Here is a 22,825-nt window from a genome sequence, read left to right as displayed (position 1 = left end):
ACCGGGACTTCCGTGGCGTCAGGGGCGCGGCTATGGTACGGGCCTGGGCAGGTCGGGTCGCAGTCGCGCGGCGCCGTGCAGGTAGACGTGCCGTAGCGCCGAGCGCGGCCGGTCCCACTGCACGTGGGCGAGGAGCCGGATCACCCGCGGCATCGCGTCCGGAACTCCGATCTCGCAGGCGCAGAGCAGCGGCACGTCGGTCAGACCGAGCCGCCGGGCCGCCTCGGCGGGGAAGGCGCTGGTCAGATCTGGCGTCGCGGTGAAGAGGACGCTCACGAGCTGCGCGCCGGTGAGCCCGTTGCGCGCGAGCACCTCTCGTAGCAGTTCCTCGGTGGCGGCCAAGACCGAACCCCGGTCCTCACCCTCGGCCTGTGTGGCGCCGCGGATGGCGCCGAACGTTGCCGTCGTGGTGTCCACCGCCGGCGGTCAGGCCGCGGTCGCCGCGAACTGGCCCGGCGCGCGGCCGGGGCCGGACGGGCCGCGGTACGCCTGCGCGATGTCCAGCCACCGCTGCGACTCCGGACCGGTGGCGGTCAGTGCCAGGTCGTCGCGGTGCCGGCGCCGGGTCACCAGGAGACAGAAATCCGACGCCGGGCCGGTGATCCGCTCGGTGGCGTCGGCCGGGCCGAATTCCCAGCGGGCGCCGGAGGGAGCGACCAGGCCGAAGTAGAAGCTCACGTCCGGGGTCTCCAGGCCACGGGCCTGGTAGCCGAAGTCCCACACCCGTACGCCGAAGCCCACGAGGTAGCGGATCCGGTCGGTCAGCAGCCGGTGGACCCCCAGGGCGTCGGCGATGTCCTGCCCGTGCCCGAACAGCTCCATCATGCCCGCACAGGCCAGCACGGCGGGCGGCAGCGGCCGAACCAGCCACGGCACGGTCGCGGTCGCCGGTACGGCGGCAATGGCCTTCTCCGCCGCCGCGCGTTCGGTCCGCCAGCGGGCGAGCAGGACGTCCGGCTCCTCGGCCAGGAACGGGCGCATGGCCGCCTCGACGTTGGCGGTGAAGCTGCCGGAGAGCCGGCCGAGCATTCCGGTGAACGCGTCCGGGTCAGCGGCGGCGAGCCCCGCCATTCGGAACGTCGCGGCGAGGTGGGCGACCTGGTGGGCGATCGTCCAGCCGGGCGCCGGTGTCGGCAGTGCCCACTGTTCGGGCGTCAGCCCGGACACCAGCCGGTCGACGTCGTCGCCGTCGGCCGTCAACGCGCTGATCACCTGGTGGAGGTCGTTCATGGGGCGGCCATCCTCTCGGGGAGCGGTGGTTTCGGGTACGAGAACCAGGGTGGGCAGCACCGGTGAGGGCTGTCTTCTCCCAGGGTGCGGGGCACCCTGCCGGCTTCTCCCAGGGTGCGGGGCACCCTGCCGGGCTCAGGGGGTGTCGTAGGGCCGCCGCAGGTACAGCAGCGCCAGCACGACGGCGACGGCCAGACCGTCGATCACCAGCAGCGTGGCGCTGACCGGGTCGACGCTGTGCCCGTGGCTGGTGACCGCCTGCGCGACGGCCCGCTGAACGGCCGGCGGCGCCGGTGCCGGGGCGAGACCGGTGCCCACGCTGAACCGCACGGTGCCGGTGCTCTCGCCGCCGAGGTCGAACTCCACGTGGTAGGCGATGGTGAAGTCGCCGTTGCCGGTGATGTCGACAGGTAGTCGCAGGGTGTGCCCGTCGACGGTGACTGCGCCGGAGCCGACGTCGGTGCCGTCGGCCGCCAGCACCACGGCGTGGCTGAGGCCGGCGTCGACGCGGTCGACGAATGTGAGCCGGACCGCCCGGGGCGGGGCGGAGAGCGCGGACTGGGCCGGAGGGTCGCTGCCGGACAGGGGGTCGGGTGCGGCCGCGACAACCGCCCCCGGCGCCGCCGTTGTGGCGAGCACGCAGGCGAGCAGGACGGCGGCTGCCAATCGGCCGGCGAGGGCCACCATCTCAGGCCGCGGAGGCCGCGGAGATCGGCGTGGTGCGGGCCCGGGGCCGGGGGGCGCAGCTGCAGGACATCGCCGTCTGCTCGGCGCGGTTCGGCCGCAGGTGCAGGTACATGGCGACGACCATCGGGAGGAAGACGATCGAGTTGTAGAACAGGTGCAGTTCCACCCGGGGGAGGAAGATCTGCGCGATGCTGGTCGGCACGGCGGCGCCGAAGAAGTTCGTGTGCGTCTGGGCCTGGACGAGTAGCAGCAGATGCTCGATGTGGTGCCAGAACTGGATGGCGAGCGCCACCGTCCACCAGCCCTTGGCCCGCCCGACGAATCCGGGCCGGAGCAGGAACAGGCCCACCAGCATCACGATGGCGTACGCGTAGTGCAGCCACTCGGACGACACCAGCCAGGGGTAGAACTGCCCGAGGACGCCGCGAGCCTGCGGCCGGGCGTAGCCGAGGACCCAGATCTGGTACGCCTGCACGAGGTGCTCGGCCCAGTGCCCCACCACGACGAGCAGGAACAGGTTGAGCGCCGCCCGGTGGTGCCGGCCGTTGATCTGTTCGAGCAGCCCGGACCGGGACACGCGGGTTTCCCCTGTGGTCATCTGACTCTCCTCGTCGATCGCAGATAGGCGTCGCTCCGACACTACTTTCCGTGCGCCTGGCGTTCTTCTCCGTTATTGCGCTCGTGGGATGGGCTCACGGGTCGCGCCACTGGGTCCGCCGGTCGCGGCGTGGCCCGCCAGGCGGGAGCTCAGCCGCCCGGAGTCGGCCAGCCAGCGCACCGTGTCGGCGAGCGTCTCCTCGAACGGCCGGGCCGGCCGGCCCCGCAACCGGTCGGTCGGGCCGGAGTCCACCGGGCGGCTCACCGCACAGGTGTAGATGGCCCCGTACTCGGCGGGGAGGTGCACCGGCACGACCAGCTGGGCTGCGCTCACCAGCGCCCCGAGGGGCAGCATCGCCCGGGCTGGCAGGCGACTGGCGGGCAGTCGACGGCCGGTGATCCGGCGCAGCGCGGCGACATACTCGGCGGTGGTCACGTACCGGCCGGGGCCGAGGTAACGACGCGGGCCGAGACCCGGACGCAGCACAGCCGCGTGCAGGTCGGCGGTGTCCCGCACGTCGCCCAGCGGAAAGCCGCCCGTCGGCCAGACCGGCATCAGCCCGCGCAGGGCGTTGCGCAGCCGGGTGATCTGGTCGCCGAGGTGCGGGTCGTGGGGGCCCAGCACGGCCGGCGGATAGGTGATGACGACCGGTGCGCCGTCGGCCTGGTGCCGGCGGGCGATCCGCTCCGCCTCCACCTTGGTGGCGAGGTAGGTCTCGCGCGGTCGACCGACGGGCGAGTCGGCAGTGACCACGGCGGCGGTGGTGGGGAACAGGGCGCCCACGGTCGAGACGTGCACGATCGGGTCCAGCGCGGCGGACCGCGCGGCGGCCAGCACGACCTCGGTGCCGCGGGCGTTGACGGCCCGCATCGCGGCGCTGCGCCGACTGTCGAAGCTGTACACCGATGCCGCGTGGAGCACGGCGTCGCAGCCGGCTACGGCGCGCGCGACCGCGTCCGGGTCGGTGACGTCGCCGCGCACCTCGTCGACCGCGTCCGGATCGACACCGAGCGGTGACAGCGCCGCGGTGACCCGGGCAGCGGACCGGACGAGCAGCCGCACCCGGTGGCCGGCGTGGACCAGGGCCGCGACGCTGTGCGAGCCCAGATAACCCGTACCACCGGTCACCAGCACGAGCATCGTCGCTCCCTCCCTCGACCTCTGCGGCGATTCTCCACCGCTGCGGGACCGGTGACCTTCTTGTGCCGTGCGGCGTGCGGCGGACGGCGGAGGGCGCCGGATCCGGCCGGCAAGCTGGAAGATGCCCGCCGTTCCGACCCGGGCCGACCATGTGGTGGTGCCTGATGGCCAGGTGTTGGAGGAGGTCCCATGTCGTCCCTTGTGGGCGCGCTGCGGAGGCGGATTCTCACGCCGCCGCTGGCCGAGGTGAGCTTCGCGGCCCGGCGGTTCCCGGTGGAACCGTCGCCGGCCACCCGCAGGCTCGAGGTCATTCCCCGGGCGGTGATCTGCGGGTTCGAGTGGGGTGTCGAGGTGAGCGACCTGCGGGAGATCGAAGAGCGGATCAGCCTGATCGATCCGGAGCACGTCGGGTTCGCGTACGAGGGCGTGACGATGGCATTCACCGTCCGGGACGCGATGGGCCGGGGCCGTCGGACCCGGGAACTGCTGCTCGGCCCTGCCGCGCCGCACATCTTCCTCACCTACATCGGCATCGGCTTCGCGATGGCCCGGCTGCCGCGGCCCACCTGGCGCAAGGTGCTGCCGGACCTGCCCGATTCCGCGTACCACCCAACGATGTCCTGGCTGGCGGTCGACGGCTACGGCTTCGACCGCGCCTTCTTCGAGACCGAGCGGTGGGTGGGACGGCAGGAGCGGTCCGCCGCGTATCCGTGGGCGGGCCGGCCAGACTACTTCCACCGGGCGGTGGACCAGGGCATCGGCCGGGCGCTCTGGTTCATCCACGGCGCCGGCGTGGACGGGGTCGACGCCGCCGTGCGGGCGTTCGCCGCCGACCGGCGGCCGGATCTGTGGAGCGGGGTCGGCCTGGCCGCCACCTTCGCCGGCGGCGCCCCGCCGGACGCGCTGACCCGGCTGCGCCGGCACGCCGGAGAGCTGTGGCCGCACCTCGCGCAGGGCTCGGTCTTCGCGGCCAAGGCCCGTGCGTACAGCGGTTTCGTGCCGGCGCACACCGAGGGGGCCGTGGCGGCGCTGACCGGCCTGGCGCTGCCGGCGGCCGTGGCGTTGGCCGACGACAGCACCGTCGTGTTCCGCCCGGACGCGGATGAGCCGCCGGCCTACGAGCAGTGGCGGGCGCGGGTGCGGGGCCAGCTGGCGTCGCGCTCGGCGCTGCCCACCTCCTGAGAGCGCTGCCCGCCTCCGGAGAGCCCTGCCGCCTCCGGAGAGCGCTGCCCGCCTCCTGAGCCCCGCCCGCTGTCGCCGCCCGCGGCCTTTCCGTGCGGTCGGTCGCCCGAGGCCGCCGGAAATCGACCTGGCCGGGTGGGCAGGGCAACTTTGAAGAAGAGCGCAGCAACCGAAAAGTAGATACCCCAAAACGGCACTGGAAAACTCTGGTCCAAACCCATTGCCAGCTATGGGCAGGCCGATTTTGGGGGCACTGTTGTCAACTCCTTGGCGGGCGCTCAGACGTCGCGTTCTGACGCCGAACACATCGAATACCCGGCTTGACGTCCGGGGCTTCCACCAGAAGAACCCTGCCGCCCGTGACCTGCTGGAATCGGTAGGAAGAAACTTCCTCGCCGGCTTCGGATCGGCGGCGGAGGCGGGTGCCCCGCACGAGGTGCAGGAGCCGCTGAACCGGATCGAAAAGCGGTTTCGCGGATTTGCGTACGAAGGGGCGGCAATGGGATTTGCGATTCGCGACGCATTGTCTCCCACGCGTCGGTCCCGAGCCGCGGAATTCATCGCCGGATGCGGCGAGCCACACATCTACATGGCCTACATCGGAATCGGCTGGGCGATGGCCCGGGTACCGCGGCTGCGCTGGTCGGCGATCACCCCGGACGCGCCGCTGCTGCGCTGGCTGGTGCTGGACGGGTACGGCTTCCACCAGGCGTACTTCCGCACCCAGCGGTACGTGCACGACCGGTACCGGGAGGAGCGCTTCGGATGGCCGAAGGACAGCAGCGCCTGGTACGCCGGGCGCGCCATCGACCAGGGCATCGGCCGGGCGCTGTGGTTCGTCGGCGGCACCGATCCCGAGGTCGTCACCACGCTGGCCGACCGGTTTCCCGAGCCGCGGCGCGCGGACCTGTACAGCGGGATCGGGCTGGCCGCCACCTACGCGGGTGGGGCCGAGGAGGCCGAGCTGCGCGCGCTGTGGCGGCACGCCGAGCCGTACCGCCCGAACCTCGCGCAGGGTTCGGCGTTCGCCGCCTCGGCCCGGAAGCTCGCCGACCTGCTGGTGCCGCACAACGACGTGGCGACGCAGGTGTTCTGCGGCCTGCCGGCGCGGGACGCGGCGGCGCTGAGCGACCGGGCGCGGCCCACCGGCCCCGCCGGCCGTACACCGGCGTACGAGGTGTGGCGCCACACCCTCACCAATGAGTTCGTGTCGAGCGGAAGGGTCTGAGCACATGTCGCAAAAGGTTGGCTGGCTGCGGAGGCAGTTGGCGGGGATCGTCGCACTGGTGGTGGTCGGCGGCCTGTTCCTGTCCGCCCGGCTGCCCGGCGCCTCCGCCGCGGAACTCAACAGCCTGGCGAGCGGGTACGGCTTCGCGGCCACCTCGATCGCCACGCCGGGTGGCTACCCGGAGCAGACGATCCGGCGGGTCAACAAGGCGTACCGCGAGATCGACGCGTGGATCTCCTCGGTCGGCGCCGGCGTCGCGATGAACGACCTCGACGGAGACGGGCTGCCCAACGACCTGTGCATCACCGATCCGCGCATCGACCAGGTGGTGGTGACGCCGGTGCCCGGCGCGGCCGCCGACCGGTACCCGCCGTTCGCGCTGAACCCGGCGCCGCTGCCGATGAACGACGTGATGGCGCCGATGGGCTGCGTGCCGGGTGACTACAACGAGGACGGGCGGATCGACCTGCTCGTCTATCTGTGGGGCCGGACGCCGATCGTCTACCTCGCCCGGACGGGGGCGACCGCGCTGACGGCGGCCGCCTACCGGCCGGTCGAGCTGGTGCCGGGTTCGGCCGGCGGTCGGTACGACGGGCCGCAGTGGAACACGAACGCCGCCAGCGCGGACGACTTCGACGGCGACGGGCACGTGGACATCTACATCGGCAACTACTTTCCGGACGGTCCGGTTCTCGACGACACCAAGGACACCGGCGTCACCATGAACCGCTCGATGTCCAACGGCCTCAACGGCGGAGAGGACTACTTCTTCCGGTTCACCGCCGGCAGCGGCGGCACCGACCCCACCGTCGAGTTCCAGCGGCACAACAACGTGCTGCCCCGCGCGGTCTCGAAGGGCTGGACGCTGGCCTCCGCCGCCAACGACCTCGATGGCGACGCGCTGCCCGAGCTGTACCTGGCGCACGACTTCGGCCCGGACCGCCTGCTGCACAACCGCTCCACGCCCGGGACGTTCCGCTTCGAACTGGTCAACGGTGTGCGCGAGGCGCTGGTGCCGAAGTCCAAGCGGGTCGGCGCCGACTCCTTCAAGGGCATGGGCGTCGACTTCGGTGACCTCAACGGTGACGGGCTCTACGACATGTACGTCAGCAACATCGCGGCGAGCTTCGGGCTGGAGGAGAGCCACTTCGCCTTCATCAGCACCGCCAAGGACCAGGATGACCTGCGCGCGAGCCTGGACGACGGCGTGGCGCCGTACGCCGACCGCAGCGCGGATCTGAGGCTCGCCTGGTCCGGCTGGGGTTGGGACGTCAAGTTGGCGGACTTCAACAACAGCGGCGACCTGGTGGTGGCGCAGACGACCGGATTCGTCAAGGGGGAGGTCAATCGCTGGCCGCAGCTGCAGGAGCTGGCAATGTCCAACGACGAGCTGGTCTCGAACACCCTCTTCTGGCCGCACGTCACCAGCGGTGACGACATCGGTGGCTCGCAGCGGCTGCACTTTTTCGTGAAGGACTCCGACGGCCGGTACCAGGACGTGGCCGGCCAACTGGGGCTGGCCGTACCGGTGCCCACCCGGGGTATCGCGACCGGCGACGCCGACGGCGACGGCCGGCTCGACTTCGCGGTGGCCCGCCAGTGGGACGCCCCGGTCTTCTACCACAACACCGGGCCGTCCCAGGGCTCCTTCCTGGGCCTGCGGCTGACCCACCCCGCCACGTCAGCGGAGGCGGCCGCACCCGCCGGGCTGGCCGCACCCGGATCCCCGGTGGTCGGCGCCCAGGTCACCGTCAAGACACCGGACGGACGCACCTTCGTCAGCCGGGTGGACGGCGGCAGCGGGCACGGGGGCAAACGCAGCCAGGACGTGCATATCGGCCTGGGGGACGCCGCCGGACCGCTCGAGGTGCACCTGCGCTGGCGGGACCGCGGCGGCCAGGTACGTGAGCAGGACCTCCGACTCAACCCGGGCTGGCACGCGCTTCAGCTCGGCAGCAACGCCCAGGAGAGGTGAGACCGATGGTTCAGGCCACAATCAGCCCGCCCCGGCACGACCCGAAAGTGAACAAGGCGCTGCGCAACTTCGCCATCTCGATCACGGTGTTCAACATCCTCGGCTACACGGTGTTCGGCTTCGAGCAGGCCTGGACGTGGCCGTTCATCGCGCTCGCCACCGGCTACGGCCTGGAGATCGTGCTGGAGATCATCGGGGCCCGCAGCGAGGGCCGGCCGGCGCGGTTCCGGGGCAACGGGATCCGTGGGGTGATCGAGTTTCTCTACCCGGCGCACATCACCAGCCTGGCGCTGAACATGCTGATCTACGTCAACGACCAGGTGCTGGCGATGATGTTCGGCGTCGCGGTGGCGATCGGCGCCAAGTGGGTCCTGCGGGCGCCCGTCCGAGGTCGGATGCGGCACTTCATGAACCCGTCGAACTTCGGCATCACCGCCATCCTGCTCGTCTTCCCGTGGTCGAGCGTCGCTCCGCCGTACCACTTCACCGAGCACCTGACCGGGGCGTGGGACTGGGTGCTTCCGCTGGTCATCATCTTCGGCGGCACCATGATCAACGGGATGCTGACCGGCCGGATGTGGCTGATCCTCGGCTGGGTCTCCGCGTTCGCCCTCCAGGCGATCGTCCGGGGCCTCGTGCTCGACACGTCCATCCCCGCCGCCCTGGCGATGATGACCGGCGTCGCGTTCGTGCTGTTCACCAACTACATGATCACTGATCCTGGTACTACCCCGCCTCGGCCAGCGGCCCAGGTCGCCTTCGGCGCCGGTGTCGCCGTCGTCTACGGCGTGCTCACCGGCATGAGCATCCCGTACGGGATCTTCTTCGCCACCGCGATCGTCTGTCTGATCCGCGGCGGCTACCTCTGGGCTCTGCACTTCGCCAACCAGGCACGGCTGGAGCGCGAGGCGGCGGAGCGTGCCGCACCGCCGCAGGTGACCGAGCCGGACCGGCCCGACCCGTCCAGCAACGGCAGGGACACCTCCGGCCGGGAGTCCGCCGACAGGGAGGTCGTCCGCGCATGAACCGGATCGCCATCGTCGGCATGGCGTGCCGCTACCCGGACGCCGCGTCGCCGCGAGAGCTCTGGGAGAACGCCGTCGCCGGCCGCCGCGCATTCCGCCGGCTGCCCGACGTGCGGATGAACCTGGAAGACTACTGGGACGCTGATCCGGCGGCTCCGGATCGGTTCTACGCACAGACAGCCGCGGTCATCGAGGGGTACGAGTTCGACCGGCTCGCCTACCGCATCGCCGGCAGCACGTACCGCTCGACCGACCTGACCCACTGGCTCGCGCTGGACATGGCGGCGCTGGCCCTCGCCGACGCGGGTTTCCCTGCGGGGCAGGGGCTGCCCCGCCAGCGCACCGGAGTGGTGGTGGGCAACACGCTCACCGGGGAGTTCTCCCGGGCCAACCTGATGCGGCTGCGTTGGCCGTACGTGCGGCGTACGCTCGCCGCCGCCCTGAGCGCCCACGGCTGGGAACCGCAGCAACTGGCCGCGTTCCTCGCCGACTACGAGACCAGCTACAAGAGCCCGTTCCCGGCGGTGGACGAGGACACCCTGGCTGGTGGGTTGTCCAACACCATCGCCGGCCGGATCTGCAACTACTTCGACCTCAACGGCGGCGGCTACACCGTCGACGGAGCCTGCTCGTCCTCACTGTTGTCGGTGGTGACCGCCTGCCGGAATCTGGCCGATGGAGAGCTGGACGTGGCCCTCGCCGGTGGGGTGGACCTCTCGATCGACCCGTTCGAGATCATCGGCTTCGCCAAGACGGGCGCCCTGGCCCGCTCCGAGATGCGGGTCTACGACCGCGGCTCCAACGGGTTCTGGCCGGGCGAGGGCTGCGGGATGGTGGTCCTCATGCGGGAGGCCGACGCGCATCGGGCCGGGCACCGGGTCTACGCCACGATCGCCGGCTGGGGGATCAGCTCGGATGGCAAGGGGGGCATCACCCGGCCCGAGGTGGACGGTTACCGGCTGGCACTGCGTCGGGCGTACGAGCGGGCAGGCTTCGGCATCGACACCGTCTCCCTGTTCGAGGGGCACGGCACCGGCACCGCCGTCGGCGACGCCACCGAGCTGCGCGCCCTGACGCTCGCCCGGCGGGCAGCCGATCCAGCCGCCGCGCCGGCCGCGATCAGTTCCATCAAGGGGATGATCGGGCACACCAAGGCCGCCGCCGGTGTCGCCGGCCTCATCAAGGCGACGCTGGCCGTCTACGAGGAGGTGCTGCCGCCTTCGGTTGGCACGGTCGCCCCGCACGACCTGCTGACCGGGGAGGACACGGCCCTGCGCGCGCTACGCAAGGCGGAGCCGTGGCCGGACGGGGCACCGGTACGGGCCGGGGTCACCGCCATGGGATTCGGTGGCATCAACACGCACCTCGTGCTCGACCAGGGCGGACACCCCCGGCGTCGGGGCACCCGGGACGCCAGCTTCCCGGCGCTGGCCGCCTCTTTCCAGGACACGGAGCTGCTGCTCGTCGACGGAGCCTCCACCGGGCAGCTGCGAGAGCGGCTGACCCGGCTCATCGACTTCGTCCCGCAGCTCTCCTACGCGCAACTGGGTGACCTCGCGATCACCCTGCACGACGAGCTGCGGGACCTGCCGCACCGGGCAGCGGTCGTGGTCTCCTCACCGCAGGAGGCGCAGCGGCAACTGCGCGTGGTGCGGGACGTGCTGGACACCGGCGAGACGAGCCTGCTCGCCGCGGACGGGCGGGCCTTCCTGCACCACGTCAACGGACCGGGGCGCATCGGATTCCTCTTCCCCGGCCAGGGCTCCGGCCGCGGGACCAGCGGCGGCGCGCTGCGGCGGCGCTTCGCGGAGGTGGAGCAGGTGTACCTGCGGGCCGACCTGCCGGTGAGCGGGGACATGGTCGCCACCGCGGTGGCCCAGCCGCGCATCATCACCGGCTCGCTGGCGGGCCTACGGGCGATGTCCCAACTCGGGCTGAACGCCTCGGTGGCGGTCGGCCACAGCCTCGGGGAGATCGCCGCGCTCCAGTGGGCGGGCGCGATGGACGAGGAGACCGCCATTGGTCTGGCCGGGCTGCGGGGCGCGACGATGAGCCGGCACAGCGCGTCCGGCACGATGGCGAGTATCGGCGCCACCGCGGACGTCGTCCGGCTGCTGCTGGCCGGCCAGCCCGTGGTGATCGCCGGCTACAACGGTCCGAACCAGACCGTCGTCGCCGGCTCGGTGCCCGCGATCCAGGCGGTCTGCCAGCGAGCCCGGGAGGCGGGGCTGAGCTGCGCCCGCCTCTCGGTGTCCCACGCGTTCCACTCCGATCTCGTGGCGCCCGCGGCCGATGCGTTCGCCGACGCGCTGCCCACCGACCGGTTCGCTCCGCTCGGCCGGCGGGTGGTCTCCACGGTCACCGGCGAGGTGCTGGCACCGGAGACCGACCTCGCCGGGCTGCTCCGGCGGCAGATCACCGAGCCGGTGCTCTTCTCCCAGGCGGTGGCGCTCGCCGGCAAGGACATCGAACTGTTCGTCGAGGTCGGCCCCGGGCAGGTGCTCAGTCGGCTGGCCGCGGAGATCACCGACGTGCCGGCCGTCGCGCTGGACACCGACGACGAGTCCCTCGGTGGCCTGCTGCGGGTGGCCGGCGCCGCCTACGTCATCGGCGCGTCCGGTGATCTGCGGCGGTTGTTCGAGAGCCGGGTACGGCGGCCGCTGGACATCGACGCCGAGTTGCGGTTCTTCGCGAGCCCCTGCGAGGCGGCACCGGCGATCGAGGCGGGCGTACGCGCCCTGCCGGCGCCCGCCCGGCCGGTAGCGGACGCCGCAGCCGGCCGGACGCCCGGCGTGGCCGAGCCGGCCATCGAGGTGCTGCGGCGGCTGGCCGCCGCGCGCGCCGAGTTGCCGATCGAGACGGTTCGCCCCGACAGCCTGCTCCTGGACGACCTGCACCTGAGCTCGATCACGGTCGGGCAGTTGGTGAACCAGGTGGCCCAGGAACTCGGCCTGTCCGCCACGCAGGCGCCGACCACGTTCGCCACCGCAACCGTCGGCGAGCTGGCTCAGACCCTGGACGAGCTGACCGCCACCAGTGGCGGCGGACCGGCCGCCCCGACCGGCGCGGACGTCGCGGGCGCCGCACCGTGGGCGCGGGCGTTCAGCGTCGAGCTCACCGAGCTGCCCGAACCCCCGGCAGCCGCGCCGGAGGCGGACGGGCCGTGGCTGGCGTACGCCCGCAGGGACCACCCGCTGGCGGGGGCGCTGCGCGCGGCGCTCGAACGGGGCGGGGTCGGCTCCGGCGTCCTGGTCTGCCTGCCCGAGGAGTGCACCGAGGCGGACCTGGAGCTGGCGCGGCAGGGGGCGAGGGCGGCGCTGACCCGTGCGGCGGGCGACCGCTTCGTCCTGGTGCAGCACGGCCGTGGGGCGGCGGGCCTGGCCAAGACGCTGCGACTGGAGGCGCCGTGGGTACGCACGACGGTGGTCCACGCGCCGGCGGTGCCGGAGAGCGTCGACCGGATCGTCGCGGAGGTGGCCGCCACCACCGGCTTCACCGAGGTGCTCCTCGGTCCGTCCGGTGTGCGGCGGGTGCCCACCCTGCGCGCGTTGCCGGTCGGCCCGGCGCGCGTCGCGCAGCCGCTCGGCGCCCAGGACGTGCTGCTGGTGACCGGCGGCGGCAAGGGCATCACGGCCGAGTGCGCGCTGGCCGTCGCGGCGGACACCGGCGCGAGCCTCGGCCTGCTGGGCCGCTCGGATCCGCAGGGCGACGCGGAGTTGACGGCGAACCTGCGCCGAATGACCGACGCCGGGGTACGGGTGCACTACGCCCGCGCCGACGTCACCGATCCCGCCGAGGTACGCCGTGCGGTGGCCGAGGTGACCGCGGCACTGGGTCCCGTGACCGCCGTGCTGCACGGCGCGGGCGGCAATGTGCCGGCGGCACTCAGCAGCCTGGACGCGCAGGCGTTCCGGCAGACGATCGCTCCGAAGATCGACGGCCTGCGGGCGGTGCTCGACGCTGTGGAGCCGGAGCGCCTTCGGCTGCTGGTGACGTTCGGCAGCATCATCGGCCGGGCCGGCCTACGGGGCGAGGCGCACTACGCGACGGCCAACGAGTGGCTGGCCGAGCTGACCGACCAGTTCGCCGCGGCGCACCCGCTGTGCCGCACGCTCTGCCTGGAGTGGTCGGTGTGGTCGGGAGTCGGCATGGGCGAGCGGCTGTCGGTCGTGGAGGGCCTGTACCGCGAGGGGGTGACCCCGATCTCGTTGGACGCGGGCGTGCAGATGATGCGGCGCCTGGTGGCGGATCCGGAGGTGCCGAGCGTCGTCGTGGTGAGTGGCCGGACCGAGGGCATCGACACCGTCCGCCGCGAACTGCCGGAGCTGCCACTGCTGCGGTTCGTGCAGCAGCCGCTGATCTACTACCCCGGGATCGAGCTGGTCACCGAGGTCGAGCTGAACGCCGGCACCGACCGGTACCTGACCGACCACCTGCTCGACGGCAACCTGCTCTTTCCCGCCGTGTTCGGCCTGGAGGCGATGGCCCAGGTGGCGACCGCGGTGACCGGGCGAGGTCCGGTGCGGGCGCTGGAGCGGTTGGAGTTCCGCCGGCCGATCGTGGTGCCGGCCGACGGCGGAACCACCATTCGGATCGCGGCCACGGTCACCGGAGACGACACGGTCGCGGTGACGATCCGCAGTTCGGAGACCGGCTACGCGGCCGACCACTTCGCGGCCGAGCTACGGTTCGGCACCGACCCGGTGCCGGCCGGTCCGCCGGAGCAGGTCGCCGGGGACGTGCCGCCGGTGCCGTTGGACCCGGCCGCCGACCTGTACAACGGGTTGCTGTTCCAGGGTCCCCGCTTCCACCGGCTGCGCCGCTACCACCGGGTCGCGGCCCGGCACGTCGACGTCGACGTGGCGAGCGATGCCACGGTCGACTGGTTCGCCGCCTACCTGCCGGGCGAGTTGCTCCTCGGCGACCCCGGCACGCGCGACGCGTTGATGCACGGCAATCAGGTGTGCGTGCCGCACGCCACGCTGCTGCCGGCCGGCATCGACCGGATCCTGCTCGGTCCGGACCGCCCGTCCGCCGCGACGGCGCTGCGGTTCTCGGCTACCGAACGGGCGCGTGACGGCGACACCTACACGTACGACATCGCGGTGCGGACCGCCACCGGCGAGGTGGTGGAGCGTTGGGAGGGTCTGCGTCTCCAGGCGGTGCGCAAGGGCGACGGGCGCGGCCCGTGGCCCGCCGCCTTGCTCGGACCGTACCTGGAACGGGTGCTCGACGACCTCTTCGACGCGCGGATCGCGGTCGCCGTGGAGCCGGCGGCACCGACCGGCGCCGACACCGGGCAGCGGCGGCGGCACAGTGCCCTGGCCGCGGCCCGCGCGCTGGGCGAGCGGGTCGAGATCCGGTACCGGCCGGACGGCCGACCGGAGATCCCGGGCGATCGGCGGCTGTCGCTCTCGCACGGCGCCGGCTCGACGCTCTGTGTGGCCGCGACGACACCGGTGGGCTGCGATGTGGAGCCGGTCGCGGCGCGCTCGCCACAGGACTGGGCGGGCCTGCTCGGCGGCTACGCAGGCCTGGCCCGGCTGGTCGCCACGGAGGCCGCGGAGAGCGCGGACACGGCGGGCACCCGGGTCTGGTCGGCGGCGGAGTGCCTGCGCAAGCTGGGTCTCCTGCCACCGGTGCCACTCACCCTGGTGCCGCCCGCCGGTGACGGCTGGGTGGTTCTGACCGGCGGTGGGATCCGGATCGCCACCCTCGTCACGACCGTGCACGGCGTCGCGGAACCGGTGGTCTTCGCGGTGGCCCTCGATGGGCGGCGGTAGCCATGACCACCTATTTCGAATATCCGCACACCGTCGGATTCGAGGAGACCAACATCGTGGGGAACGTCTACTACGTCAACTACCTGCGGTGGCAGGGCCGGTGCCGGGAGATGTTCCTCAAGCAGCGGGCGCCGGAGGTTCTCGCGGACCTCCGGCGCGACCTGAAGCTCTTCACGTTGAAGGTCGACTGCGAGTTCTACGCGGAGATCACCGCCTTCGACGAACTGTCCATCCGGATGCGACTGCTCGAACTCGGCCAGACCCAGCTGGAGTTCAGTTTCGACTACGTCCGGCTCGACCCGGGCGGTGTGGAGACGCTGGTGGCCCGGGGTCGACAGCGGGTGGCCTGCATGCGCGGGCCGAACACACGCACGGTCCCGGCCCGGGTGCCGGACGCGCTCGCCCGGGCGCTGCAGCCGTACGTATCGGTAGCCGGCTAGAAGGTCTCGGGGGACACCGTGAACAGCGATGCGATTCCGGACCCGGACCTGACAGACGTCGTGACGCTGAGACGCGCCTTCGGCACCTTCGCGACCGGCGTGACGGTGGTGACGGTGGGCGGCGAGTTGGTGCACGGCATGACCGCCAACTCGTTCACCTCGGTCTCGCTGGAGCCTCCGCTCGTGCTGGTGTGCGTGGAACGGCAGGCGGTGATGCACCGCAGCCTGATGGGCGTTGGCACCTTCGGGGTCTCCGTGCTCGCCGCCGACCAGGAGCACATCGCCCGGTACTTCGCCAGTCGGGGGAGGCCGCTCGGTCCGGCCCAGTTCGACGAGGTCGACTGGCGCCCCGGGCGGGTGACCGGCGCGCCACTGCTGGACGGGGCGCTCACCCGGTTCGAATGCCGGCTCCTGCGCTGCTACGACGGCGGTGACCACAGCATCTTCCTCGGCGCGGTGCTGTCACTGGAGCGCTGCGTCGACGCGGAAGCGCTGCTGTTCCTGAACGGCCGGTTCCACCGGGCGACGTCCGCGACAGACGTGGACCTGCATCGAAGGGAGGTGCGTACATGACGCTCGTCAACCACCGCCGGACACCGCCGGGACCGCCGGTCGGCGCCGCACCGGGACTGCTCTGGAAACTCGCCCGGGATCGCCTGGGCCTGATGGCCGAGGCCGCCCGAACGTACGGCGACGCGGCCCGCATCGTGATCGGCCCGAAGAAGCTGTACTACCTGAACCACCCGGACTTCGCCAAGCACGTGCTCGCCGACAACAGCGACAACTACCACAAGGGACTCGGGTTGGCCCAGGCCAAGCGGGCGCTCGGCGACGGCCTGCTCACCAGCGAGGGGGAGATCTGGCGTAAGCAGCGGGCGGCCATGAAGCCGGTGTTTCAGAACCGCCGGATCGCGCAGCAGGCCGGAGCGGTGGCCGAGGAGGCCGGGCGGCTCGTGGAGCGGCTGCGGTCCCGGCGTGACGGCGAGCCGGTGGAGGTCATGTCGGAGATGACCGGCCTCACGCTCGGCGTGCTGGGTCGGACACTGCTCGACGCGGATCTCGGTGGCTTCGGCTCGCTCGGGCAGTCGTTCGCGACGATGCAGGACCAGGCGATGTTCGAGATGACCACCAACGGCCTGGTACCGATGTGGGTTCCCCTGCCGCACCAGCTGAGATTCCGCCGGGCGCGGCGCGATCTGCGCCGCACGGTGGACAAGCTCGTACGCGACCGGACCGGGGACGCCGACGGCGACGACGCGCTGTCCCGCCTGATCATGTCAGCCCGGCAGGAGGCGGACGCCCGCGTCGGTCAGCAGCGGATCTACGACGAGTTGGTCACCCTGCTGCTCGCCGGCCACGAGACCACCGCCAGCACGCTCGGCTGGACGTTCCACCTGCTCGACCGGCATCCCGACGTGTGGCAGCGGCTGCACGAAGAGGCGGTGTCGGTGCTCGGCGACCGGCCGCCGGTGTACGAGGACCTGCACCGGCTCACCTACACGACGATGGTGCTGGAGGAGGTGATGCGCCTCTACCCTCCGGTGTGGATGCTGTCTCGGATCGCACAGGGGGAGGACGAGGTCGGTGGCTGGAGGATCCCGGCGGGCGTGGACGTGCTGATCTGCCCGTACACGCTGCACCGGCATCCCGATTTCTGGGCGGACCCGGAGCGCTTCGACCCGGAGCGCTTCGCCCCGGAACGGTCCGCGCACCGGCCCCGCTACGCGTACCTGCCCTTCGGCGCCGGGCCGCGATTCTGCGTCGGCAACCACCTGGGCATGCTGGAGGCGGCCTTCGTGGTGGCCATGGTGGTGCGCGAGCTGCGCCTGGTCACCGAGCCGGGCTACCGGGTGGTACCGGAGCCCATGCTGTCCCTGCGGATCCGGGGCGGGCTGCCGATGCGGGTGTTGCCCGCCTGACGTCGGAAACGCCGCGCGGGCGCCCCAGTAGAGTCGGCAGCAACCCCTCACCTGGTGAAACCACCCCTACGCAAGATCCGTGCGCATGCCGTGGTCGGCATGGAGGAGGCATCATGGGCAACGCGGCTCTCGGCAGCATACTTCTCGGCACCACCGATCCGGTCCGGCTCCGAGCGTGGTACCGCGCCGCGCTGGCGCCCGACGACACCGGCGCGGGCTTCATCGACTTCGGCGGGATCGGCATCCTCATCGACGGACGGTCGGACGTCGACGAGAAGAACCCGCAACCCGGCCGACTGATCCTGAACTTCCACGTACCAGATGCTCGAGCGCTCGCGGCGCACCTCGACGAGGTGGGCGTGACCTGGGTGGCCGAGCTGACCGAACGCGACGCCGGGCTGTTCGGCACCTTCCAGGACCCGGACGGCAACTACCTGCAGATCATCCAGCTCAGCGACGCGTACCTGGCCGAGCAGACTGGGCGCAGCGTCGCGAGGACGACCCACGAGGAGATCCGGTGATGTTCACCGACAGCAAGGCGTTCAGTGGTTTCTCGGTCGACGACGTCCCGCGCGCCCGCGAGTTCTACGGGACCACCCTGGGGCTGCGGGTCAGCGAGACCAACGGAATGCTCTTCCTGCACCTGGCCGGGGACCGGCAGGTGCTGATCTACCCGAAGCCCGACCACGTGCCGGCGACGTTCACCGTGCTGAACTTCCCCGTGTCCGACGTAGAGAAGGCTGTCGACCAGCTCGTCGCCGCGGGCGTGACGATGGAGCACTACGAGGGGCTCGGCGCGGACGCGAAGGGCGTCAGCCGCGGCAACGGACCGGACATCGCCTGGTTCAAGGACCCGGCCGGCAACATCCTCTCGGTGCTGCGCGAGGACTGACGGCCACCACCTTCGAAGGGATGAGATCGGATGTGGGCAGAGGAAACGTATCCGAAGGCGGGCGACCCCCGGGATCTCGCCCGTTTCGTCAAGGCGGTTTCCACGGAGGAACTGCGCGGACTGCTGTGCAGCGAGCGGCGTACGGCCGTCCTGGACGGCGTCTTCAAGGGCATGCCGGACGTGTTCCGGCCGGAGCGGGCGGGTGGGCTCGACGCGGTGATCCATTGGCGGGTGGGTGACCGGCCCGGCGGCGGTTACGACACGTACGAGTTGGTGATCGCCGACGGATCGTGCGAGCTGTCGCCCGCGCCGACGCACCCACCCCGGGTGACGATGACGATCAGCGGCGCCGATTTTCTGCGGATGGTCACCGGCGTCGCCAGCCCGGTGGCGCTGTTCATGCGCGGCAAGCTGACCGCCCGCGGTGACCTGGGCCTGGTGATGAAGGTGCCGCAGCTGTTCGAGGCTCCCCGCTACTGACCGAGGTCGGCGCTCAGCAGCCGTCCCGGTGTGCCGGACCCGCCAGGCCCGGCACACCGGGGGTCGCGTGGGAGAAGCGGATGGCCGCGTGGTGTTCCCGGGCGAGCCGCCACAGCGAGGTGAAGGCCACCTCCAGCAGCACGGCACGGACTATCGCGGCGGCCCGGTCGGCACCGACGCCGTCGGACGGCAGCAGGTCCAGCTCCTGGACGGCCAACTGGTCCGCCATCTCCGCGTAGCGGTTGAAGAAGTCGATGCCGCAGGCGCAGCCGAGTTCGCGGAGTGTCACCAGGGTGGTGGCGAAGCGGTCGAGGTTCGGGTCACCCGCGTCGACCCGCCAACCGCTCTGGGCGAGGAGGGCGTTGACGTCGGCGCGGGCCCTCTGCACCTCGGCCGTCCCCTCAGTCGTAGGTTCTCCCTGGGTGATCGTGCGGTCGGCCACCTCGTAGAGCTGGGGCAGCGGGAGTTGGTTGTCCTCGATGGCGGCGAGCAGGCGCCGCACGGACGACAGGTCGAGCTCGCCGAGGCTGGTGAACGCCCGGATCAGTTGCAGCCGGCGGCGGTGTTCCTCGCCGTAGACGGCCTGGTTGCGCCCCGTCGGAGTGCCGGGAGGGAGCAGCCCTTCCCGCAGGTAGAACTTGATCGTCGCCACCGGTGTTCCGGTCTGTCTACTGAGTGCCGAGATCCGCATCGAACTCCCGCTGCCTGAATTACCTGATCGTAAATTAAATCATGTTCGGCGATGTGTCACTGCGCGGCGAAAGGGCATCGACCGGCCGATGTGCGCCGGCGCGACCGGCACCGGCAGCGCGGACGCGCCGCGCTGGCGGGCAGCGTCCGCTCGTTCGGAGACCACGCCGGATTCCTGTCAATGCTCGGTCGCCCACGGGCGCCGATGGGCGGCGTCCGGCGCGTGGAGCCGCGTGCCGATGGTGGTGGCGGCGGTCAGGCTCGCCCACGAGGTCAGCTCCACCAGCGACGCCGGGGTGCGGCCGCGCCGTACGGCCGCGATGTCGGCCGTCGTGACCTGGTAGGACGCGACCGCGGTCAGCAGGGCGAGGCGGGCCGCCGCGCGGTCGGGGGGTGCGATCTCGGCCAGGGGTTCCTCGACCCAGGCGCGACTGATGCCGGGTGGCTTGCCGTCCCACACGCGTAGGCGGGCGCGGACCAGGTCCCGCACGCCAGACGGCACCGACCGTTCGCCGGCGGCCTCGACGGCGGCGTACGCCCGGGCGAAGCCGTCCCGCAGGGTCGGGTCGGCGGCGGCCCAGGCGGTCGCCTCGCCCGGCTCGGCGGCCGGTAGCAGCGCCAGCGCGGCCCCCCGTGGCCGGGCCCGCCGCGCGGTGGGTGCCAACAGCCGTCCTGCCATCCCGAACATGACGTCGCGGACCCGGGGGGCGACCCCGGACGGGACCGGTGACGGATCCAGGAAGACGTTGACCATACGGTTGAGATAGTGGAAGGCCACGGCCACGCCGATCAGTTCGGCGCAAGCCGCCTCCGGCCGGTCGGGTGTGCGCTGATCGCCGCCGCCGGCCCAGGTGACGACGGCGCGTAGGGCGGGATCGGCGACCTCACCCGGCCGACCGGACAGCACGCCCCTGGCGGTGCCCCGACCGGCCAGCCCCTGCAGCATCGCCCCGTGCACGTCGACGCAGTACGGGCAGTCGTTGGCCGCGGAGACGGCTGCCGCCACCGCCTCCCGGGTGACCCGGTCGGTGGTGCCGGTGGCGATCAGCGTCTCGCGCAGCATCAGCCAGGCGGCGGCCAACGTCGTCGGCGCCGGCGAGTGCAGGGCGATGGGAGGCGCCAGGATGCCGAAGTCTCGGGACACCTGTCGGTAGACCGCTGCCACGAGACCCTCGGCGTCGCGTGGATGGGTCGGGGTCACATGCCGGATCTGCGCGAGCGTGCCCCGGCGGGTCGCCCTTGTGAGCACCGCACCCATCTGCCGTCTCCCTCTCCTCTGGTGGTGGCCAGCCGGCTCATCCGGCCAGCGGCACCGACTTCAACTGGGCCGCCACGGCACTTCGACCGGCCGTGGCGCCGTCCGGGGCCGGCGCGCCGTACCGGACGGAGACGCCCCGCCGGCGAGCGGCCTCGACGATGCCCGGTACGGCACGTTCGGCGAGCGCGGCGATCGTGAAGGCCGGGTTGACGGTCAGCGCGCCCGGCACCGCCGAGCCGTCCGTCACGAAGATGCCGGGGTGCCCGCGTAGCTCGTGCCGATCGTCAAGCGCGGAGGTCTGCGGGTCGTCGCCGATCCGGCAGGACGCGAGCGGATGCACGGTGTACGCGCCGACGACGTCGTTCGTCCACGGCATGACCTTGGACAGCCCGTCCCGCTCGAGGATGTCGCGCACGTCCGCGTCGGCCAGCGCCCAGCCGTGGCGCGTGTTCGCAGTGGGGTGGTAGGAGATCGTGCCCCGGCCGAGCATCTGCTGCGAGATGCGTTCGGCGTTGCCGGACGGTGGTGGTGCTCCGAAGACCCCCTCATTGTCGTCCTCCGACATGATGAAGATCGTCAGCCACGACCGCCACCGGCGCAGCAGGTCCTTCTTGGCCACGCCGAACCAGGTCGGCGGGGCGGCGTCCGGGGCCTGGGCCAGGATGGTGCCCAGCCCGGGCGGAAAGTACAGCTGCTCCAACGAGTAGCGGCTGAACTCCGGCAGCGAACCGTCGAGGCGGTCCCAGCTCGCCACCACCGGCCCCTTGCCGATCTGGTACGCCTGGTACGCGTCGCCGCCGTCGCGGCGCAGCCCGAGCAGCTCGCTGGCGCGGTCCTCGTCGATGATGGCGGTGTTCAACCGCTCCCCGTTGCTGGAGAAGTACCGGCCGACCGCGTGCGGCATGGTGCCGAGATCGGGCTCGGAGCGTTGCAGCACCACCGGCGTCGCGCCGGCCCCGGCGGCCAGGACCACGATTTTCGCTCGGATGACGCCGGTCTCGTGCTGGACGCGGTAGTCGACACCGTCCAGCACGCTGTAGTGCACCAGGTAGTCACCGTCGGTGGTGCGGGTCAGCCGCTGCACCTCGTGCAGCGGACGGATCTCCGCGCCGTGGGCCAGCGCCGCGGGCAGGTAGTTGAGCAGCATCGACCGCTTGGCGTCGAACCGGCAGCCGGACATCATCCAGTTGCAGTTCGTGCAGAGGTCGCGGTCGACCGCGGCCGGCACCGGGTTGGCCGTGCGGCCGGCGTGCGCGCACGCGGCGGCGAAGAGACCGCCCGGGTACGTCACGTCGTTCCAGTCCTGCTGGGTGACCGGCAGCGCCTCGGCGACCCGGTCGTACCAGGGATCGAGGGTGTCCCGATCGATGCTCGCCGGCCACATTCGTCGACCGATTCCGCCCTGACGGTCGAAGACGAACCGGGGGGCCCGGGGCATCGCGGCGAAGTAGACGACACTGCCGCCGCCGACGCAGTTGCCGCCGAGGACGCTCATCCCATCGCCGAGGACGAAGTCGAAGATCCGCGTGGACGACGAGCCGAGCTTGAAGTCGTGCTCGAACTCGTCACTGCGCAGCCACGGGCCACGTTCCAGCACCACCACCCGGGCGCCGCCAGCGGCCAGGTGGTACGCCGTGATCGCGCCGCCGAACCCGCTGCCGACGACGAGGACGTCGGTCTCCTCGATGCTGTTCATGCGGGGCTCCCGGTCGCGGTGGTCTGCGGATGCCGGGTGGCCAGCTCCCGGCGGTACGAGAACGCGGGAAAGCGCCACAGGCCGTCTGGCTCGGGTAGTTCGAACCGCATGCTGGTCAGGCCAGGATGGCCGGCGGCGATCGCCTCGGTGGTGTGCATGTGGGCCCCGGTGTCGAAGGCCATGTTGCTGAACATGAGCAGTGGTATCCACAGTTCGCGTTCGGGGTGGCCGGGCGCGACGAGCGCCTGAACGAGGGCCGTGCGGTCGGCGAAGGGAAGGGCGACGAAGGCGGGCAGAGTGCCGTCGAGCGTCACCCCGTGGTTGCTCGCATAGGTTTCGGCGTGAGCGTTCAGGGCGACCGCGAGATGGTCCACGATGTCCGCCAGGCCGCCGGCGGGCTCGCGGATCAGGGCGATGGCGCCGGCGGCGACGGCGCCGCCGCCATCGCTGACCCCGGCGATGGCCCAGTCCTTGGCGGATCTCTTCTCACCGGGGATTACGGTGTCCGCGAACGCCTCCAGCGTCATAGTGATCGTGCCATCGGCGTCGGGGCTGTCGAGGCTCACGGCAAACTCCTATCCGTCATGTCGCACACCGCTGCT

Annotated in this window: 20 protein-coding genes; 11 read left to right on the top strand and 9 right to left on the bottom strand. The window is 71.9% G+C overall.

The window, feature by feature from the left end; all coding sequences use genetic code 11:
- Positions 1-30 precede the first annotated feature (30 nt).
- The 5 genes from aroH to ACIA3K_RS24380 form a co-directional block, all read right to left on the bottom strand.
- Positions 31-417, bottom strand: a complete 387-nt coding sequence (gene aroH / locus ACIA3K_RS24400) for a chorismate mutase (protein ID WP_396804013.1) — start codon at positions 415-417, stop codon at positions 31-33.
- A gap of 9 nt (positions 418-426) precedes the next feature.
- On the bottom strand, positions 427-1,230 hold the full coding sequence (locus ACIA3K_RS24395; protein WP_396804012.1) for a TIGR03084 family metal-binding protein: 804 nt from the start codon (positions 1,228-1,230) through the stop codon (positions 427-429).
- Between the two features lie 135 nt (positions 1,231-1,365).
- Positions 1,366-1,917: a copper resistance protein CopC gene (locus tag ACIA3K_RS24390; protein ID WP_396804011.1), complete on the bottom strand. Its 552-nt coding sequence runs from the start codon at positions 1,915-1,917 to the stop codon at positions 1,366-1,368.
- 1 nt (position 1,918) lies between these two features.
- Positions 1,919-2,515 carry a hypothetical protein gene (locus tag ACIA3K_RS24385; RefSeq protein ID WP_396804009.1) on the bottom strand — a complete coding sequence of 199 codons (597 nt, stop codon included), beginning with the start codon at positions 2,513-2,515 and terminating at the stop codon, positions 1,919-1,921.
- Between the two features lie 72 nt (positions 2,516-2,587).
- A complete protein-coding gene (locus ACIA3K_RS24380; RefSeq protein ID WP_396804007.1) occupies positions 2,588-3,655 on the bottom strand; it encodes an NAD-dependent epimerase/dehydratase family protein in 1,068 nt (355 codons plus the stop codon).
- Positions 3,656-3,844: 189 nt separating this feature from the next.
- Between ACIA3K_RS24380 and ACIA3K_RS24375 the strand changes: the two genes are divergently transcribed.
- The 11 genes from ACIA3K_RS24375 (at position 3,845) to ACIA3K_RS24325 (ending at position 18,579) form a co-directional block, all read left to right on the top strand.
- Positions 3,845-4,837, top strand: a complete 993-nt coding sequence (locus ACIA3K_RS24375; RefSeq protein WP_396804005.1) for a DUF1702 family protein — start codon at positions 3,845-3,847, stop codon at positions 4,835-4,837.
- A 229-nt stretch (positions 4,838-5,066) separates the two neighbouring features.
- Positions 5,067-6,065 (top strand): DUF1702 family protein, encoded by a 999-nt coding sequence (locus ACIA3K_RS24370; RefSeq protein WP_396804003.1) that lies wholly within the window; start codon positions 5,067-5,069, stop codon positions 6,063-6,065.
- A 4-nt stretch (positions 6,066-6,069) separates the two neighbouring features.
- On the top strand, positions 6,070-8,040 hold the full coding sequence (locus ACIA3K_RS24365) for a CRTAC1 family protein (protein ID WP_396804001.1): 1,971 nt from the start codon (positions 6,070-6,072) through the stop codon (positions 8,038-8,040).
- 5 nt (positions 8,041-8,045) lie between these two features.
- Positions 8,046-9,065, top strand: coding sequence for an enediyne biosynthesis protein (locus ACIA3K_RS24360; RefSeq protein WP_396803999.1), 1,020 nt, complete (start codon positions 8,046-8,048; stop codon positions 9,063-9,065).
- Positions 9,062-14,848, top strand: a complete 5,787-nt coding sequence (locus ACIA3K_RS24355; protein WP_396803997.1) for an SDR family NAD(P)-dependent oxidoreductase — start codon at positions 9,062-9,064, stop codon at positions 14,846-14,848. The genes ACIA3K_RS24360 and ACIA3K_RS24355 overlap by 4 nt, the downstream gene beginning before the upstream one ends.
- Before the next feature lie 2 nt (positions 14,849-14,850).
- Positions 14,851-15,288, top strand: a complete 438-nt coding sequence (locus ACIA3K_RS24350) for an acyl-CoA thioesterase (RefSeq protein WP_396803995.1) — start codon at positions 14,851-14,853, stop codon at positions 15,286-15,288.
- An 18-nt stretch (positions 15,289-15,306) separates the two neighbouring features.
- A complete protein-coding gene (locus tag ACIA3K_RS24345) occupies positions 15,307-15,861 on the top strand; it encodes a flavin reductase family protein (protein ID WP_396803993.1) in 555 nt (184 codons plus the stop codon).
- Positions 15,858-17,207: a cytochrome P450 gene (locus ACIA3K_RS24340; RefSeq protein WP_396803991.1), complete on the top strand. Its 1,350-nt coding sequence runs from the start codon at positions 15,858-15,860 to the stop codon at positions 17,205-17,207. Before ACIA3K_RS24345 ends, ACIA3K_RS24340 begins: the two co-directional genes overlap by 4 nt.
- A 113-nt stretch (positions 17,208-17,320) precedes the next feature.
- The gene (locus ACIA3K_RS24335; RefSeq protein ID WP_396803990.1) at positions 17,321-17,728 is read left to right on the top strand and encodes a VOC family protein; all 408 of its coding nucleotides are present in this window, start codon (positions 17,321-17,323) and stop codon (positions 17,726-17,728) included.
- The gene (locus ACIA3K_RS24330) at positions 17,728-18,099 is read left to right on the top strand and encodes a VOC family protein (protein ID WP_396804082.1); all 372 of its coding nucleotides are present in this window, start codon (positions 17,728-17,730) and stop codon (positions 18,097-18,099) included. The genes ACIA3K_RS24335 and ACIA3K_RS24330 overlap by 1 nt, the downstream gene beginning before the upstream one ends.
- A gap of 30 nt (positions 18,100-18,129) precedes the next feature.
- Complete coding sequence (locus ACIA3K_RS24325) at positions 18,130-18,579, top strand: SCP2 sterol-binding domain-containing protein (protein ID WP_396803988.1); 450 nt, start codon at positions 18,130-18,132, stop codon at positions 18,577-18,579.
- A 13-nt stretch (positions 18,580-18,592) separates the two neighbouring features.
- On the opposite strand, the gene ACIA3K_RS24320 is transcribed toward ACIA3K_RS24325, so the two are convergent.
- From ACIA3K_RS24320 to ACIA3K_RS24305, 4 genes are all read right to left on the bottom strand, one after another.
- A complete protein-coding gene (locus tag ACIA3K_RS24320) occupies positions 18,593-19,270 on the bottom strand; it encodes a MerR family transcriptional regulator (protein ID WP_396803987.1) in 678 nt (225 codons plus the stop codon).
- Positions 19,271-19,447: 177 nt separating this feature from the next.
- Entirely contained in the window at positions 19,448-20,527 is a 1,080-nt protein-coding gene (locus ACIA3K_RS24315; RefSeq protein WP_396803985.1) for a carboxymuconolactone decarboxylase family protein, read from the bottom strand.
- 37 nt (positions 20,528-20,564) lie between these two features.
- Entirely contained in the window at positions 20,565-22,223 is a 1,659-nt protein-coding gene (locus ACIA3K_RS24310) for an FAD-dependent oxidoreductase (protein WP_396803984.1), read from the bottom strand.
- On the bottom strand, positions 22,220-22,789 hold the full coding sequence (locus ACIA3K_RS24305) for a DUF5987 family protein (protein WP_396803982.1): 570 nt from the start codon (positions 22,787-22,789) through the stop codon (positions 22,220-22,222). The genes ACIA3K_RS24310 and ACIA3K_RS24305 overlap by 4 nt, the downstream gene beginning before the upstream one ends.
- Positions 22,790-22,825 lie beyond the last annotated feature (36 nt).

Origin of the sequence: Micromonospora sp. NPDC051543, from assembly GCF_044454415.1 — a bacterium.
Lineage (GTDB): Bacteria > Actinomycetota > Actinomycetes > Mycobacteriales > Micromonosporaceae > Micromonospora.
The sequence above is the reverse complement of the archived record's forward strand: the minus strand, read 5'-3'. Positions and strand labels throughout refer to the sequence as shown.